This is a genomic window from Flavobacterium sp. KY-23415, from assembly GCF_055384985.1.
Genome location: NZ_AP044001.1, coordinates 3,063,848 through 3,079,568 on the forward strand (window position 1 = coordinate 3,063,848; position 15,721 = coordinate 3,079,568).

14 protein-coding genes are annotated in these 15,721 nt (G+C 30.7%); 8 read left to right on the plus strand and 6 right to left on the minus strand.

The window, feature by feature from the left end:
- Positions 1 to 40: 40 nt before the first annotated feature.
- The 3 genes from ACZ49Z_RS13470 to ACZ49Z_RS13480 all read right to left on the minus strand — a co-directional run bounded on the left by ACZ49Z_RS13470 (position 41) and on the right by ACZ49Z_RS13480 (position 2,637).
- Entirely contained in the window at positions 41 to 931 is an 891-nt protein-coding gene (locus tag ACZ49Z_RS13470; RefSeq protein WP_464304828.1) for a 3-hydroxyacyl-CoA dehydrogenase family protein, read from the minus strand.
- A 437-nt stretch (positions 932 to 1,368) separates the two neighbouring features.
- A complete protein-coding gene (locus tag ACZ49Z_RS13475) occupies positions 1,369 to 1,668 on the minus strand; it encodes a hypothetical protein (RefSeq protein WP_464304829.1) in 300 nt (99 codons plus the stop codon).
- 3 nt (positions 1,669 to 1,671) lie between these two features.
- Positions 1,672 to 2,637 carry a Gfo/Idh/MocA family protein gene (locus ACZ49Z_RS13480; protein ID WP_464304830.1) on the minus strand — a complete coding sequence of 322 codons (966 nt, stop codon included), beginning with the start codon at positions 2,635 to 2,637 and terminating at the stop codon, positions 1,672 to 1,674.
- A 99-nt stretch (positions 2,638 to 2,736) separates the two neighbouring features.
- Here ACZ49Z_RS13480 and ACZ49Z_RS13485 point away from each other — a divergent pair, with 99 nt between their 5' ends.
- Positions 2,737 to 3,378, plus strand: coding sequence for a protein-L-isoaspartate(D-aspartate) O-methyltransferase (locus tag ACZ49Z_RS13485; RefSeq protein ID WP_464304831.1), 642 nt, complete (start codon positions 2,737 to 2,739; stop codon positions 3,376 to 3,378).
- Between the two features lie 20 nt (positions 3,379 to 3,398).
- On the opposite strand, the gene smpB is transcribed toward ACZ49Z_RS13485, so the two are convergent.
- The gene (smpB, locus tag ACZ49Z_RS13490; protein ID WP_464304832.1) at positions 3,399 to 3,851 is read right to left on the minus strand and encodes an SsrA-binding protein SmpB; all 453 of its coding nucleotides are present in this window, start codon (positions 3,849 to 3,851) and stop codon (positions 3,399 to 3,401) included.
- Positions 3,852 to 4,028: 177 nt separating this feature from the next.
- Between smpB and ACZ49Z_RS13495 the strand changes: the two genes are divergently transcribed.
- The gene (locus ACZ49Z_RS13495; RefSeq protein ID WP_464304833.1) at positions 4,029 to 5,546 is read left to right on the plus strand and encodes a S8 family peptidase; all 1,518 of its coding nucleotides are present in this window, start codon (positions 4,029 to 4,031) and stop codon (positions 5,544 to 5,546) included.
- Between the two features lie 132 nt (positions 5,547 to 5,678).
- Positions 5,679 to 5,960: a hypothetical protein gene (locus tag ACZ49Z_RS13500; protein WP_464304834.1), complete on the plus strand. Its 282-nt coding sequence runs from the start codon at positions 5,679 to 5,681 to the stop codon at positions 5,958 to 5,960.
- A gap of 42 nt (positions 5,961 to 6,002) precedes the next feature.
- Here ACZ49Z_RS13500 and ACZ49Z_RS13505 read toward each other — a convergent pair whose 3' ends face one another.
- Both ACZ49Z_RS13505 and ACZ49Z_RS13510 read right to left on the minus strand, forming a co-directional pair.
- Entirely contained in the window at positions 6,003 to 7,673 is a 1,671-nt protein-coding gene (locus ACZ49Z_RS13505; protein WP_464304835.1) for an IS1182 family transposase, read from the minus strand.
- A gap of 192 nt (positions 7,674 to 7,865) precedes the next feature.
- The gene (locus ACZ49Z_RS13510; protein ID WP_464304836.1) at positions 7,866 to 10,208 is read right to left on the minus strand and encodes a fibronectin type III domain-containing protein; all 2,343 of its coding nucleotides are present in this window, start codon (positions 10,206 to 10,208) and stop codon (positions 7,866 to 7,868) included.
- Positions 10,209 to 10,387: 179 nt separating this feature from the next.
- On the opposite strand from ACZ49Z_RS13510, the gene ACZ49Z_RS13515 reads away from it, so the two are divergent.
- From ACZ49Z_RS13515 to ACZ49Z_RS13535, 5 genes are all read left to right on the plus strand, one after another.
- Positions 10,388 to 11,233 (plus strand): hypothetical protein, encoded by an 846-nt coding sequence (locus ACZ49Z_RS13515; protein WP_464304837.1) that lies wholly within the window; start codon positions 10,388 to 10,390, stop codon positions 11,231 to 11,233.
- Positions 11,234 to 11,313: 80 nt separating this feature from the next.
- Positions 11,314 to 11,856, plus strand: a complete 543-nt coding sequence (locus ACZ49Z_RS13520) for a DUF1697 domain-containing protein (RefSeq protein WP_464304838.1) — start codon at positions 11,314 to 11,316, stop codon at positions 11,854 to 11,856.
- 315 nt (positions 11,857 to 12,171) lie between these two features.
- Positions 12,172 to 13,416 (plus strand): ornithine--oxo-acid transaminase, encoded by a 1,245-nt coding sequence (gene rocD / locus ACZ49Z_RS13525; RefSeq protein WP_464304839.1) that lies wholly within the window; start codon positions 12,172 to 12,174, stop codon positions 13,414 to 13,416.
- 10 nt (positions 13,417 to 13,426) lie between these two features.
- Positions 13,427 to 13,870 (plus strand): hypothetical protein, encoded by a 444-nt coding sequence (locus ACZ49Z_RS13530; RefSeq protein ID WP_464304840.1) that lies wholly within the window; start codon positions 13,427 to 13,429, stop codon positions 13,868 to 13,870.
- A 109-nt stretch (positions 13,871 to 13,979) separates the two neighbouring features.
- Positions 13,980 to 15,650, plus strand: a complete 1,671-nt coding sequence (locus tag ACZ49Z_RS13535) for an IS1182 family transposase (protein ID WP_464304835.1) — start codon at positions 13,980 to 13,982, stop codon at positions 15,648 to 15,650.
- Positions 15,651 to 15,721 lie beyond the last annotated feature (71 nt).

The window sequence follows — 15,721 nt, forward strand, 5'->3', positions numbered from 1 at the left end:
AATGAGTAATCTCAAATTACTAATCACTATTTGCAAGGAACTATTTACTAAATTGTTTTGCTACTTTTTCTGCTTTTTTACTTTCTGCATAATCATAGAAACCTTCACCCGATTTTGCACCAAGTTTTCCTGCCATTACCATGTTTACTAATAACGGACATGGAGCGTATTTTGGGTTTTTAAATCCGTCATACATTACATTTAAGATAGATAAGCAAACATCTAATCCAATAAAATCGGCTAATTGTAATGGTCCCATTGGGTGTGCCATTCCTAACTTCATTACGGTATCAATTTCTGCAACACCTGCTACTCCGTTATATAATGTTTCAATTGCTTCATTTATCATTGGCATTAAAATTCTGTTTGCAACAAAACCAGGGTAATCGTTAACTTCTGTAGGTGTTTTTCCTAGTTTAACAGATAAGTCCATGATAATTTTTGTTACTTCATTGGATGTTGAATATCCACGAATAATTTCTACTAATTTCATGATTGGCACAGGGTTCATGAAATGCATTCCAATGACTCTTTCAGGATGAACTACTTGTGCTGCTATTTGCGTAATGGAAATTGAAGAAGTGTTTGAAGCTAAAATTACATTATGGTTGCAAACATCACTTAGTTGTTTGAAAATTTTCATTTTTAGGTCAACATTCTCTGTGGCTGCCTCAACTACTAAATCGCACCCCACAACACCATCGTTAATGTCTGTATAGGTTATTATGTTTGCAATAGTCTTGTGTTTGTCATCTTCTGAAATAACACCTTTGGCAACCATACGATCAAGGTTGTTTGCAATAGTAGCCATTCCTTTTTCCAATGATTTTTCAGAAATGTCAATTAGTTTTACAGTGAATCCAGATTGAGCAAAAGTATGAGCAATTCCATTTCCCATAGTTCCAGCTCCAATTACAGCTATTTGTTTCATTTTGTAAGTTTTGGTTTTTTTGTATAAATTAAAAATAGAGTTATACTTAAAGTTAGTATAAATTCTAATGTTCTCTTTTCTTTTAAAGCATTTATTAGTATAATGATTAGAAATATTCCGCTAATTATTTCGGTAATATTTGAAATCTTTTCAAAAAACAGTTTTACTTTTTCTGGTATTTTTTGGGTTAAATAATTAACTACAAAATGTAGTATTGCAAGTAATATGAGAATAGCTATAGTAAAAATGACAAAAATAAATAAGCTTCTTTCATCACTTTTGTTGTCTATTATAACTTGAATTAAAAAATAAATGGAGTATAGCATAATACTTAGATATACTAATGGTTTAATTTTTTTATTTAAAGCAATAATTATGAATTCTTTTCTTGTCATTTATTAGTTCCTGCTATTTGATACGCTCTTTTGTGTTGATTGTCAATGTGTAATAGGATTTGGTAATGTGTTCAATTCAATTGCGAACACAGTGAATCCAGATTGAGCAAAAGTATGAGTAATTCCATTTCTCATAGTTCTCGCTCCAATTACAGTTGTTTGTTTCATTTTATCTAGATTAATTTTTAGTAAAAACAAAAAAGTGCTACTAATTATAGTTATAAAACCAACTAAAAACATGGCGTCAGGAACAATGTTATCGATTGATAAAAATGAAACTATAAGTATATAAATAATTACACTTATGATATTGTGAATAATTTTTCTTTTTGTTTTATCCATCTATTATCTCTCCATAGATTCTATAATCTGATAGGCAACACGCAATGCATCTGTGCCATCTTCTAAAGTTACAATTGGAGTTGTATTATTATTAATAGCATCTGCGAAAGTTTCTAGTTCGTCAAGAATTGCATTGTTTGCGTTTACTTGTGGATTGTTGAAATAAATTTGTTTTTTAACACCTTCTGCATTTTGAAGAATCATATCAAAATCTCCAGGTACTTCTGGAGCATCTTTCATTTTTACAACCTCACAAATTTTATCTAAATAATCAACAGAAATATAAGCGTCTTTTTGAAAGAAACGTGATTTTCTCATGTTTTTCATTGAAATTCGACTAGAAGTAATGTTTGCAACACAACCGTTTTCGAATTCTATTCTTGCATTTGCAATATCTGGAGAATCTGAAATTACAGCAACACCACTTGCGTTAACACTTTTAACTTTCGATTTTACAACGCTTAAAATGGCGTCAATATCATGAATCATTAAGTCTAAAACTACAGGAACATCTGTACCTCTAGGGTTAAATTCTGCCAAACGATGTGTTTCAATAAACATCGGGTTTTGAATTTGATCTTTTACAGCAATAAATGCAGGATTAAATCGTTCAACATGCCCCACTTGTCCTTTTACTTTGTGTTTTTTTGCTAGCGCAATAATTTCTTCGGCTTCTGCAACGGTATTAGAAATTGGCTTTTCTAAGAAAACATGTTTTCCAGCCCTTATTGCTTCTAGAGCACAATCATAATGAGAAAGAGTAGGGGTAACAATATCAACAACATCTACAGCATTAATTAATGCAGCGATGGAATCAAACTTTTTATATCCAAATTCATTAGCAATTTTTATCGCATTTTCTTCAAAAGGATCATAAAATCCAACTAATTCATATTTTGAAGATTGATTTAATAAACGTAAATGTATTTTTCCTAAATGTCCAGCACCTAGAACACCAACTTTTAGCATAATAGAGTATTTTCAACAAAAATAGCAATAAATTGAGAATTTATAATTGATATTTGAGAATTAGTTTTCTATTTTTACCGAAAACTAATCCCTACCACTTTGAAAGATACTCCCAAACATCAAGGACTTAGAAATCAATTAGCTAAACTATTAGAAGAAAAAGGAATAATTGATAAAAATGTGTTGGATGCAATTAAAAAAATCCCACGTCATTTGTTTTTGAATTCTAGTTTTGAAGATTTCGCATATCAAGATAAGGCTTTCCCTATAGCAGCAGGACAAACAATTTCGCAACCTTATACTGTTGCTTTTCAGAGTCAATTGTTAGAAGTGCAAAAGGAACATAAAATATTAGAAATAGGAACAGGCAGTGGTTATCAAACTGCTGTATTATGCTTGTTAGGAGCAAAAGTTTATACTGTGGAAAGGCAGAATGAACTTTTTAAAAAGACCTCTTTATTGTTGCCTAAATTAGGGATTCGACCTAAACATATCTCATTTGGTGATGGGTATAAAGGGTTGCCTCAATATGCTCCATTTGATAGTATCATTGTAACTGCTGGTGCACCATTTATTCCGCAACCGCTTATGGCTCAGTTAAAAATTGGTGGAAAGTTAGTAATTCCATTAGGAGAAGATAGTCAGGTAATGACAATGTTGATTCGTAAAAATGAATCGCAATTTGAAAAGCATGAGTTTGGAGAGTTCCGTTTTGTGCCTTTATTGGAAGATAAAAACTAAATAATATTGTTTAAAAAAACCTAGAAAGATTTTTTAATTCTATCTAGGTCTCTTTTCGTATCTTTTTCTTTTAAAGATTCTCGTTTGTCATAGTTTTTCTTTCCACGTGCAAGCGCAATGTCTAATTTTGCCAATCCTTTTTCATTAGTAAATAGACGTAAAGGAACAATCGTTAGTCCTTTATTGTCACTATCTTTAAACAACTTTTTTAGTTCTTTTTTGTTGAGTAATAGCTTTCTTTCGCTTTTTGCTCTATGGTTATAATGTGTACCATATAGGTATTCCTCTATTGTGGCATTAATAATAAAGAGTTCTTCATTATGAAACTCGCAAAAGCTTTCTGCAATAGAGGCTTTTCCTAAACGTATAGATTTTATCTCGGTACCTGTTAAAACAATTCCAGCAGTATATCTATCAATTAATTCATAATCGAATTTCGCTCTTTTATTTAATATGTTAATCGTTTTTTGCATAGGGATACAAAAGTAGTTAGAAAAATGAGATATTAAAATTTCTTGTTTGTTTTTTATTTCTTGATTTTTTTGGAATTATTATATTTTTATAATTGTATTTAAAAAAGTAAATAGTCTTTATAATTTGGTTTAAAATTTTTATATATTCGTAACAACAAACCATAAAACTATAATAATATGAAAAAAAATCTTTTAAAAATTTGCACTATTGCATTTTTAGGACTTATGATTTCTTGTTCAGAAGAAAATTATGAAAAGGAAAATCCAGTAGATGCTGAAAATTTTAATCAGGAATTGCTATCTACCAAGCAAATAAATGATGAAATTAAAAAGACATTACAACAAACGGGGAAATTTTATTGGAAAGATGCTTCTTTACAAATGTTGTGGAGCGCAACGCAACATGGTTCTAATTTGGTAACAATCGGATATGGTCAAAATCTGAATGATTTAGAAAAAACAGCAGGAAAAGCTTCTGCAGTTGAAACGGAAATTTTAAACATAATTAGAGCGAATGAAACAGATTCACCAGAAAAAGTAGTAATTTATAATGATCCAGTTCTAAATATTATGGATGTTATCATTAAGGATCAAAAAACATTATTTTTATTAAGAAAAAATAAAGGAGTTAGATATATTGAACCAGGAGATTATAAATTTTTCGCATTCGAAGCAGAAAATGGTACTAATAAAAGTTCTAGTTCAGGTTCTTCTGGATGCGGATATGACGCTGCAACTTTGAGTAGTTCAGATTACACAACTATAACTCCAAATGCAAAAGTGCCTTGGAATTTTTACAAACACAATATTCCTGATGCGTGGGCTAAAAGTACTGGATCAGGAATTACTGTTGGTGTAATCGATTCTGGTGTTTCTCCAAATCAGTCATTACTAGGAAGTAATTTTAATAATGGCGATTCTTCGGGAAGAACTGTTCAAAAATATGGAACCTACGTAGATTCGTTTTGGCCTTGGTCTTCTAGTACAGATGGTCCAAATGATCAATGTGGTCATGGAACAAGTATGACGGCTACTGCAACTGCTCCAAGAAATAATAAAGGGTTGCCTGTTGGGGTTGCTTATAATGCTAATTTAATTTCTTATAGAGCAGCTGCTAATGTTGTTCTAGATGGTTATCATGAACAAAAAGGAGTTCAAAATGCTTTTGTTGGATTAGGGAATAATTCTTCTGTTAAAATTATTTCAATGTCAATGGGGCATATTTTTTCAGTAGGGAGAATTGAAGATGGTGTAAGATATGCTTATAATAAAGGAAAATTGATTTTTTGTGCTGGAGGGACATCTACTAGCTTTACGAATTTTGTTGGTGTAATTTTTCCAGCTTGGATGAATGAAACGGTTGCGGTTACTGGTATTAAAGAAGGATCTGGTTATAATAAATGCTCTAACTGTCATTCAGGGGGTAAAATAGAGTTTACTGTTGTTATGGAAAGATCTGCATCTGGAAATACTGCACCAGTTTTAAGTTATTATGAAAACCAAACAGATTATGTTGGTGGTTCTTCTGTGGCTACAGCAACAACTGCTGGAATTGCTGCTTTAGTTTGGTCTAAGAATCCTTCATGGAATAAAGATCAAGTTTTAAACAAGTTAAGGCAATCTTCATCACTTTATCCTAACAGAAATTCAGAATATGGATATGGTAATATAAATGCAGCTTTGGCAGTTCAATAAAATATAATTAGTTATTAATTCGTAAAAAGCAGATTGATTTTTTATCAATCTGTTTTTTTTTAACTTAATTTTTGTGATTTGTTTTGATTTTTTAATTACTTTTATGTTAATTAACCTACTTACTTAACTACTATGACTTTAGATTATCAAACTATTAACAAAGAAGCGATAGCATCTTTGCATTTTCCTAATTCAGAAGTATTGACTGAAAAAGAAGCTGTTTCACAAAGAAAAATTGATTTGGACAGAGCATTAACCCTTGGGAATTTGGAACATTTGAAGATTAAAATTTATTTTGAAGACGATGCTTCAATGAAAATGACTGAAACAACCGTTTGGGGAGTAACCGATAATAGGGTCATTCTTAAACAAGGTGTTGTAATTCCGCTTAACCGTATTCATAAAGTAATTTAAAATACTAAAAACAAAGGGGCTGTCCGAAAAGGACAGCTTTTTTTATGTAGCTATTTTTAAGCTATTTTGTTTTGAAGAAAAAATAATAGCAAAATAACTTTGAGTTACTTTAACAAGGCAAATTTTAGTTTTAAAATAGGCTAGATAAGTGTGAATTTTGGTTTTGAAAACAAATTTTGGCAAGTCTGTCTTGAATGCATTCATTTTTCTAAAGTTGTGTCCAAGGGCCATTAGTAAAAACTCTAATGTTACTTTTTTTAAACCCTTCATTGTGAATCGATTGAATTTATTATTGCTTTTAAGTTGACCAAAAACTGCTTCTACCTCTATTGGACGTTTACTTCGATGTTTTAGTCCTTTTTCACTCATTAGTAGCTTTCTTGCTTTTTCTTTTAATTCATTTAATCGATGATTGACTGATAAAATTCTATTACCTTTTGCTTGATGACATTGACTTCGTAAAGGACATCCTTGGCATCTTTTGGCTTGATAATATGTAATTTGTGATTCATATCCAGTACTGGTTTCACGTTTTCCTACTCCTGTTTTTTGCATAATTTGCCCCATTGGACAAACATAAAAATCGTGTTCTTCGTTGTAGAATAAGTTTTGAACAAGAAAAGGATTGTTTTTTATCTTTCTTTTTTGTTCTTGATGAAAATAGTTGTATTTAACATAAGCATCAGCCTTTTTTTCTTCAAGCATTTGATAATTTTCTTCACTGCCATAACCTGCATCTGCAACGATTTCCTTGCTCTGTTTTTGATAGGCTTTTTCAAAACCTTCAAGATGAGAACTTAAGGTTGTAGTGTCATTTGTTGTTTGATGAATAGAAACATGTGTAATAAATTGGTTTTCAGTAGATATTTGTGGATTGTAAGCAGGTTTTAATTGACCGTTTTTCATATGATCTTCTTTCATTCTCATAAAGGTAGCTTCGGGATCTGTTTTACTATAGGAGTTCCTGTTTCCCATTGTAACCAAGTCTTTTTCATATTTTTCAAGCTTTGGAAGATGTTCCTCTTGAAGTTTTTGCAATTCTCTTGCCTGTTTTTTGGTAGGTTCTTTGAGTTTTTTATTAAGAATCGAAAGCTTTTCTTTTAAACTTTCTGAATCAATCGATTTTGGTAATTCTTCTATATTTAGTTCTTGATTATCAGATTGAATACTGTTTTCAATAGTTGATAGAATATGATTAATTTTAATTTCTAGTTTTTCTTTATATTTCTCAACGGAACCTCTCCATACAAAAGTATATTTATTAGCTTTGGATTCTATTTTTGTACCATCAATATACTGAATGTCTAAGCTAACATATCCCATTTTTACAAGCATTTTTACTACTTCTGCAAAAAGAGTTTGGATATGATTTTTTAAAACTTTACCCCTAAAATCGTTTATCGTTCTAAAATCAGGAGTCGAGTTGCCCGAAATATACATAAAATGAATGTTCTCCTGAAGTGCTTTTGCAATTTTTCTGCAAGAATATACATTAGATAAATAACTGTAAAACAAAACCTTAATCATCATTCTTGGATGGTAAGCTGAAGTACCACCTCCTTTATATTTTTTCAATATTTCACTTATATCTAACTGATTAACAACTTGTTCCACTAAGTGAACTGGATGGTTTTGCGGTATTCTATCGAAAATATTGATAGGAAATAACTCTGGAGAATTGCCTGTTTGATTTTTAAAAACTATCTTAGCCATTGTGTATTTTTGTCTCAACTCTAAGATACTAATTTTAGAGAAAAAATACAAATAAAAAAGGCTGTCCTTACTTTTTGGACAGCCTCTTTGTTTTTAATAAATATTTGTATTTATCAATGTCTTTATAATTAAACCCAATAGTATTTTTCTATAACTATTGGGTTTGTTGGTAAAAAGAGAGATAAAAAGCGATTAGAATATAATTTTACTAGACAGTATAACACCGTTTTGTGATATTACTTTAATGAGTAATAATTGATTGTTTTGTTGAATTGTGGTGATAGTTGTTGATTTTTGGTTTAAATCTTCTTCACGAGCTAGAAGTTTCCCGCTAATATCATAAATTTCAATACTTTTTATATTCTCTGGATAGGAAACAGTAAAACCGTCATTCTGTCTTGTTACTTTTAGCTCTGGATTAACACTTAATGTGTTTTTAGAAAGAGTGTTGTTGCAGGCATAAGTATAATTGACGATTAATTTAGCCGATTTAGTTGAACCTCCTTCAAAAGAATCTGCAACTCTTTTTGCAGATGTGCTTGTTAAGCTTACACCTGTTCCTTTTATTCTAAAGGCTACCGCATTTCCGTTTTGCCAAGTAGGTTTGTTAATTACACTTTGCAATTGAGTTACTAAAGAAGGAGTTTGTTGACTTGTGCCACTTTGATTGGTTGTTGACCATGTATTGGGTGACCAATTTACGAAACTTGAATTGTAATTCCTTGAGCTCACCCCGAACGGAAGTGCTTCTACATATTCTGCAGCATCATCGGTATTTTCAATTGCAATTTGTAACTGGCAACTCGCAGTGTTTGATTCATCTGAGGTAAATTGAATATAGGCACTGTTAATTGTAGCTCCATGAGGAATTTTGATATTACTAAAACGCAATCCAATGGTTTGATATTTTAAGTTATTATAACTATCATAAACCATCTCTAAATCTGAACTATCTGTATATAGTCTGCCATCTTGTGCTTCTTCAACATCATCATCGCCAGTTAAAATAGAAAAACTTTCTGTTTTTGTAAATTGTTCTACGAAAATATAACGTTCTGTAGATGCTGTTCTTCCATTAACATCGGTTGCTACAACATTTATGGTTTGAATACCAGATGGAAAATTATAATTAAAGGAAAAAGGAGCAGAAGAGTCTGTACTAATATATGTGCCATTAATGTATAATTTTGCGTTTTGAATTCCGCCTCCATTTTCTAAAATGTTTACAGCAATATTGATGTTGTTTCCATTATCAAAACATTGACCGTTTGTTATATTGGCTAATTGAATTTGTGGAGCAGCTTCTATAGTGTTTTTAAAAATTTCAACAACTGCACCATTGCTAGGTGTCCAGACATCTAAATTACTAGGAAGCGTAAACGGATTTGAATTAGAAACACTACCGACTGAGTCTGCATTGTCCACTTTTATTGTTCTTGCTTCAATTTTGTTTTGGTCAATGAAAATTAGTTTGAATTGATTGAATGAACCTGAATTCCTTGTCCAAGTTTTATCATCGTTATTGGCACGCAAGGGAGCACCCCAACAACCTTCACCTAAATATACTGTACCGTTAGTGTCATCTCTAATGAAACCTTCATCGTTTCCTGGTTGTGTAGAGGGTTTTAATGGCCAAGTAGATTTTACAGTGTGTGAATCACAATCTACCACCATTCTCACTTGGTTATTATAGAATGTTTCAGCCCAAGCATTATAAACATGAGTTCCTTCAGATTTTGCAGCATTATGTGGACGCATTGGTTTGTGGTATTGAGCTCCTTTCCAGATTACATTGGAATTAGCTTGCAAATCATTATTTAACCATGTATTTTGGTTCCCTGTTACCGAAATTTCAGAATTTAAGGAATACATTCTCACTAAATTTGCACCAAATGTAATAGCATAATAAGAATCTGAATTAGGAGTGTCAAATAAATTATATATCGTAGAAGCTCCTTCATGATTTCCTCTCACAGGAATAATTGGAAACATTCTTCCATCTGATGCAGTTGTTAATTGCCAATCATCAAACCATTCTTGCCATTGACTATCATTATCACTGTCTGTCATGTCTCCACCAAAAAAAACAGCATGTGGTTTTAATTTTGCTACCAATTTGTTTGCTTTTTGCCTAGGAATTCTATTGTTTCTAGAATCTCCACCTGCAATAAAGGACAAACGGCTCAAATCATTTGGTGCTGTTTTAAACCAAAAACGTTGGCTTGTACCTTGGCTATCTTTTATGACAAAATAATAGGCAGTATTAGCGATAAGACCGTTAATTCTTGCGAAATGGTTATTCATTCCTCTGTAAGCAGACGTTCTACTTACCGTTTTACTGTTTGGATAGGAACTCCAATTTGTTCCATGATCTGTTGTTCCGTAATAAACAGTTGGATTGCTTCCAGAAATTTGATTCCAAGCAATAGTAATTGTTGTGCTTGGATCGTCTAAAAGAATGATGCGAAATTTGTCGCTGTTACTAAATACTGATAGGTAAGTGAGTAACAAAATAAAGATTAAATTTTTTTTCATTTTGTTTATTTGTTTGTTTTGCGTCGTAAATTTATCAGTATTTTGTTTTAGTTGTTTGCTGTTTTTTAAGAATTAACAATTTAGGAATATTCATTGTAATTTTTTAACATTGAGGTAGTTGTGAATTAACATTTAGAAAATTGTAAAAATTGTAATATTGTATTTCAAAATGAAACAATATGAAATCTAAAAGTATTTTAATACTTAAAATAGCAGTTTTTACAATTTTTATTGCTAGAGCTTATCAACACATTTTTTGGGATGTACCCTACAGAGCAATCCTTTGGTATGAAAGGGTAATGAGTCCAATATTAAATGTTTTTAATATAAAATGGAGCGATTTTGTTAATGATAGTACAGTAGATTCAAAAATTCAGTATATTATTAAAGGAATAGGTGTTTTATATTTAATTGCTGCATTCTTAGTTTTGAATTTTAATGAAACGTCCAAAAAAGGGCAAAAATTCTTTATAAAGAGTATTGCTTTTTGGCAATTTTTTGTAGTTTTTCTTGTAACTAAAGAATCTTTCTTTCAAATTGGGCAGTATTTTGAGCATGCATTACAGTTAGGTTTGCCATTAATTTTACTATATGTATATTCTAAGTCATATATTAAAGAAAAAGCAATTGTAATTTTGAAACTTTTGATAGGAATAACTTTTTTTTCTCACGGATTGTATGCTTTTGGTTTTTATCCTGTTCCAGGGAATTTTATAGACATGACTATTTCAATTTTTGGAATTTCTGAAGCAGGAGCTCGTACCTTTTTATGGGTTGCAGGAATTATAGATATTTTAATTTTGCCTTTACTATTTGTGGATAGGGTAGTGAAAATAGTTGTTGTGTATTCTGTTTTTTGGGGTTTTTTAACAGCTTTTGCCCGAGTTTATGCAAATTTTTCTATAGATTTTCCTTTACAAGCTTTACATCAATATGGGTTTGAAACGATTGTTCGTTTGTGTCATGGTTTAGGACCTTTGTTGCTTCTAATTTTGCTTAGAGAAAAAGTCAAGTTTTTAAAATAAATTTAAATGAAACATTACATATCTATATCCTTGGTTTTAAAATTGTATTTTTGAAATCTATTTTAAATAAAGAATAAGTTATGAAAACCCATTTGGCACTTTTGAGAGGTATTAATGTTTCGGGACATAATATGATAAAAATGGATGCTTTGAAGAAAGCATTAGAAAATATAGGATTTAAAAATGTTCAAACTTATATTCAAACAGGAAATGTGTTTATTGTTTCCGAAGAAGAAAATGAAGCTGCCATTGGTTTTCAAATAAAGCAAGAAATCTTTAAAACATTTGGTCACGAAGTACCCGTAATTGTATTAAAAAAAACAGATTTAGAAGCATGTTTTACCAATAATTTATTTTTAAAATCGGAAGAATGTGATACTAAAAAATTATATGTTGCCTTTATTTCTAAAGAACTAGCTCCAACAGCAATTAATGATTTGAAAATGAGTCAAGTGAAACCAGATGAAGCACAGATAGATGGTAATAGAATATTCATTAAATATGCGGTAGGAGCGGGGAAAACAAAGTTTGATCAAAAATATATTGAAAAAAAATTGAACGTTACTGCAACTATTAGAAATTGGAATACAGTTACAAAATTACTAGAGATGTATTCTGAATAGGTAGCAACTTACTCATTATTTTATTGATGTTTTATAGTTAATATGGATTGAATGAATTTTTTCATGATATTCCTCTTTTTTAATGCTAATTTAAGTAAAGAAAAATGACTCTAGTAAAATACTAAAAATAGCTTTATAACAAGCTTATTCTTTTTTATTAGGAATAATGCAACGCTAGGTAAAATTGGAAAATATGCTATAAATGCATAAAATATTTAGTTTAAAGAATATTTATTATTAATTTTGAAGACTTGAGGATGATTTCTCTCCTATTTTAAGAAGGAATTGAAGATTTAATAATCTAATAAATTTATCATGTCAGTTTTAGAAAAAATGAGCTCGGCAGAAGCTATTGCACTAGAAGATAAATTCGGTGCGCACAATTACCATCCACTTCCAGTTGTTTTAAGTAAAGGAGACGGTGTCTTTGTTTGGGATGTTGAAGGGAAGAAATATTATGATTTTCTTTCTGCATATTCAGCAGTAAATCAAGGTCATTGTCATCCAAAAATTATTGGAGCTATGATGGAACAAGCAAAAACTTTAACATTAACATCTAGAGCATTTTATAATGACAAATTAGGTCCTTATGAAAAATATATAACTGAGTTTTTCGGTTTTGACAAAGTGCTTCCAATGAATACTGGTGCAGAAGCGGTAGAAACAGCTTTGAAAATTTGCAGAAAATGGGCCTATGAAAAGAAAGGAATAAATGAAAATGAAGCGCAAATAATTGTTTGTGAAAATAATTTTCACGGAAGAACTACCACAATTATTTCTTTTTCTAATGATGAAAACGCACGCAAGAATTTTGGACCTTATACAGCTGGATTTGTTAAAATTCCATATAATGATATAGATGCTTTGGAAAAAGCAATTACATCTTCTAAAAATATTGCTGGTTTTCTAGTTGAACCAATTCAAGGTGAAGCAGGGGTTTATGTTCCAAATGATGGCTATTTGTCAAAGGCAAAAGCACTTTGTGAAGCAAATAATGTTTTGTTTATTGCCGATGAGGTTCAGACCGGAGTAGCAAGAACGGGGCAATTATTAGCTGTTAATCATGAAAATGTACAACCTGATATTTTGATTTTAGGGAAAGCTTTATCTGGTGGGGTTTATCCTGTTTCTGCTGTTTTAGCTAATGATTCAATTATGGGGGTAATTAAGCCAGGTCAACACGGCTCAACCTTTGGTGGAAATCCTATTGCAGCTGCTGTTGCAGTGGCAGCTTTAGAAGTTGTTAGAGAAGAAAAATTAGCAGAAAACGCAGAAATTCTAGGGCAACTATTTCGATCAGAGTTAGATAAATATATTCAAAATAGCTCAATCTGTTCTTTAGTAAGAGGAAAAGGATTATTGAATGCTATAGTAATTAATGATAGTGAAGAAGGTGAAACTGCTTGGAATATTTGTATGGCTTTGCGTGACAACGGATTATTAGCTAAGCCAACCCATGGTAATATTATTCGATTTGCACCTCCTTTAGTAATGAATAAGGAACAATTATTAGATTGTGTTCGTATTATTACAGAAACATTGAAAGCTTTTGAAAAATAATTTATAATAAATGGAAGATAATAAATCAATGTTTGATTCTTTTGAATCTGGTTTAACAAGTATCGCAATAGAATATCTAAGAGAAAGTGCTAAATGGTCTAAGTTTTTATCAATATTAGGTTTTATAGGTGTTGGTTTTATGGTTATTGCATCTCTTTTTGTAGCTGCAATGGGAAGTTCTTTAGGGAATGGAGTTGCTTTTTCCCCTATATTAATTGCTTTGTTATATTTATTTATGGCTGGGCTATACGTAATGCCTGTTTATTATTTATATAAATATTCTGTTGATATAACCAATGGATTGAAGAATAGAAATCAAGAATTGTTGACTAAAGGTTTTGGTTTTTTAAAATCTCATCATAAGTTTTTAGGTATTTCAGCAATAATAGTTATTTCTATGTATTTCTTAATTTTTATTGTAGCTCTTTTTGCGGGCTTATCTTCTTCTTTTTAATAAAAGGTTTTTGAAATATTAAAGAGGCTGTCCAAAAAGTAAGGACAGCCTTTTTTATTTGTATTTTTTCTCTAAAATTAGTATCTTAGAGTTGAGACAAAAATACACAATGGCTAAGATAGTTTTTAAAAATCAAACAGGCAATTCTCCAGAGTTATTTCCTATCAATATTTTCGATAGAATACCGCAAAACCATCCAGTTCACTTAGTGGAACAAGTTGTTAATCAGTTAGATATAAGTGAAATATTGAAAAAATATAAAGGAGGTGGTACTTCAGCTTACCATCCAAGAATGATGATTAAGGTTTTGTTTTACAGTTATTTATCTAATGTATATTCTTGCAGAAAAATTGCAAAAGCACTTCAGGAGAACATTCATTTTATGTATATTTCGGGCAACTCGACTCCTGATTTTAGAACGATAAACGATTTTAGGGGTAAAGTTTTAAAAAATCATATCCAAACTCTTTTTGCAGAAGTAGTAAAAATGCTTGTAAAAATGGGATATGTTAGCTTAGACATTCAGTATATTGATGGTACAAAAATAGAATCCAAAGCTAATAAATATACTTTTGTATGGAGAGGTTCCGTTGAGAAATATAAAGAAAAACTAGAAATTAAAATTAATCATATTCTATCAACTATTGAAAACAGTATTCAATCTGATAATCAAGAACTAAATATAGAAGAATTACCAAAATCGATTGATTCAGAAAGTTTAAAAGAAAAGCTTTCGATTCTTAATAAAAAACTCAAAGAACCTACCAAAAAACAGGCAAGAGAATTGCAAAAACTTCAAGAGGAACATCTTCCAAAGCTTGAAAAATATGAAAAAGACTTGGTTACAATGGGAAACAGGAACTCCTATAGTAAAACAGATCCCGAAGCTACCTTTATGAGAATGAAAGAAGATCATATGAAAAACGGTCAATTAAAACCTGCTTACAATCCACAAATATCTACTGAAAACCAATTTATTACACATGTTTCTATTCATCAAACAACAAATGACACTACAACCTTAAGTTCTCATCTTGAAGGTTTTGAAAAAGCCTATCAAAAACAGAGCAAGGAAATCGTTGCAGATGCAGGTTATGGCAGTGAAGAAAATTATCAAATGCTTGAAGAAAAAAAGGCTGATGCTTATGTTAAATACAACTATTTTCATCAAGAACAAAAAAGAAAGATAAAAAACAATCCTTTTCTTGTTCAAAACTTATTCTACAACGAAGAACACGATTTTTATGTTTGTCCAATGGGGCAAATTATGCAAAAAACAGGAGTAGGAAAACGTGAAACCAGTACTGGATATGAATCACAAATTACATATTATCAAGCCAAAAGATGCCAAGGATGTCCTTTACGAAGTCAATGTCATCAAGCAAAAGGTAATAGAATTTTATCAGTCAATCATCGATTAAATGAATTAAAAGAAAAAGCAAGAAAGCTACTAATGAGTGAAAAAGGACTAAAACATCGAAGTAAACGTCCAATAGAGGTAGAAGCAGTTTTTGGTCAACTTAAAAGCAATAATAAATTCAATCGATTCACAATGAAGGGTTTAAAAAAAGTAACATTAGAGTTTTTACTAATGGCCCTTGGACACAACTTTAGAAAAATGAATGCATTCAAGACAGACTTGCCAAAATTTGTTTTCAAAACCAAAATTCACACTTATCTAGCCTATTTTAAAACTAAAATTTGCCTTGTTAAAGTAACTCAAAGTTATTTTGCTATTATTTTTTCTTCAAAACAAAATAGCTTAAAAATAGCTACATAAAAAAAGCTGTCCTTTTCGGACAGCCCCTTTTTGTCTAATATTGGTTCTCTTTTTGATTGATTTTGGGTTAA

Bases quoted from the DNA above. Each gene is read 5' to 3' on its own strand.
- ACZ49Z_RS13510 (WP_464304836.1), bottom strand. From the start codon at position 10,208: ATGAAAAAAAATTTAATCTTTATTTTGTTACTCACTTACCTATCAGTA.
- ACZ49Z_RS13480 (WP_464304830.1), bottom strand. From the start codon at position 2,637: ATGCTAAAAGTTGGTGTTCTAGGTGCTGGACATTTAGGAAAAATACAT.
- ACZ49Z_RS13535 (WP_464304835.1), top strand. From the start codon at position 13,980: ATGGCTAAGATAGTTTTTAAAAATCAAACAGGCAATTCTCCAGAGTTA.
- rocD (WP_464304839.1), top strand. From the start codon at position 12,172: ATGTCAGTTTTAGAAAAAATGAGCTCGGCAGAAGCTATTGCACTAGAA.
- ACZ49Z_RS13470 (WP_464304828.1), bottom strand. From the start codon at position 931: ATGAAACAAATAGCTGTAATTGGAGCTGGAACTATGGGAAATGGAATT.
- ACZ49Z_RS13515 (WP_464304837.1), top strand. From the start codon at position 10,388: ATGAAATCTAAAAGTATTTTAATACTTAAAATAGCAGTTTTTACAATT.
- ACZ49Z_RS13520 (WP_464304838.1), top strand. From the start codon at position 11,314: ATGAAAACCCATTTGGCACTTTTGAGAGGTATTAATGTTTCGGGACAT.
- ACZ49Z_RS13500 (WP_464304834.1), top strand. From the start codon at position 5,679: ATGACTTTAGATTATCAAACTATTAACAAAGAAGCGATAGCATCTTTG.
- smpB (WP_464304832.1), bottom strand. From the start codon at position 3,851: ATGCAAAAAACGATTAACATATTAAATAAAAGAGCGAAATTCGATTAT.
- ACZ49Z_RS13505 (WP_464304835.1), bottom strand. From the start codon at position 7,673: ATGGCTAAGATAGTTTTTAAAAATCAAACAGGCAATTCTCCAGAGTTA.
- ACZ49Z_RS13475 (WP_464304829.1), bottom strand. From the start codon at position 1,668: ATGGATAAAACAAAAAGAAAAATTATTCACAATATCATAAGTGTAATT.
- ACZ49Z_RS13530 (WP_464304840.1), top strand. From the start codon at position 13,427: ATGGAAGATAATAAATCAATGTTTGATTCTTTTGAATCTGGTTTAACA.
- ACZ49Z_RS13495 (WP_464304833.1), top strand. From the start codon at position 4,029: ATGAAAAAAAATCTTTTAAAAATTTGCACTATTGCATTTTTAGGACTT.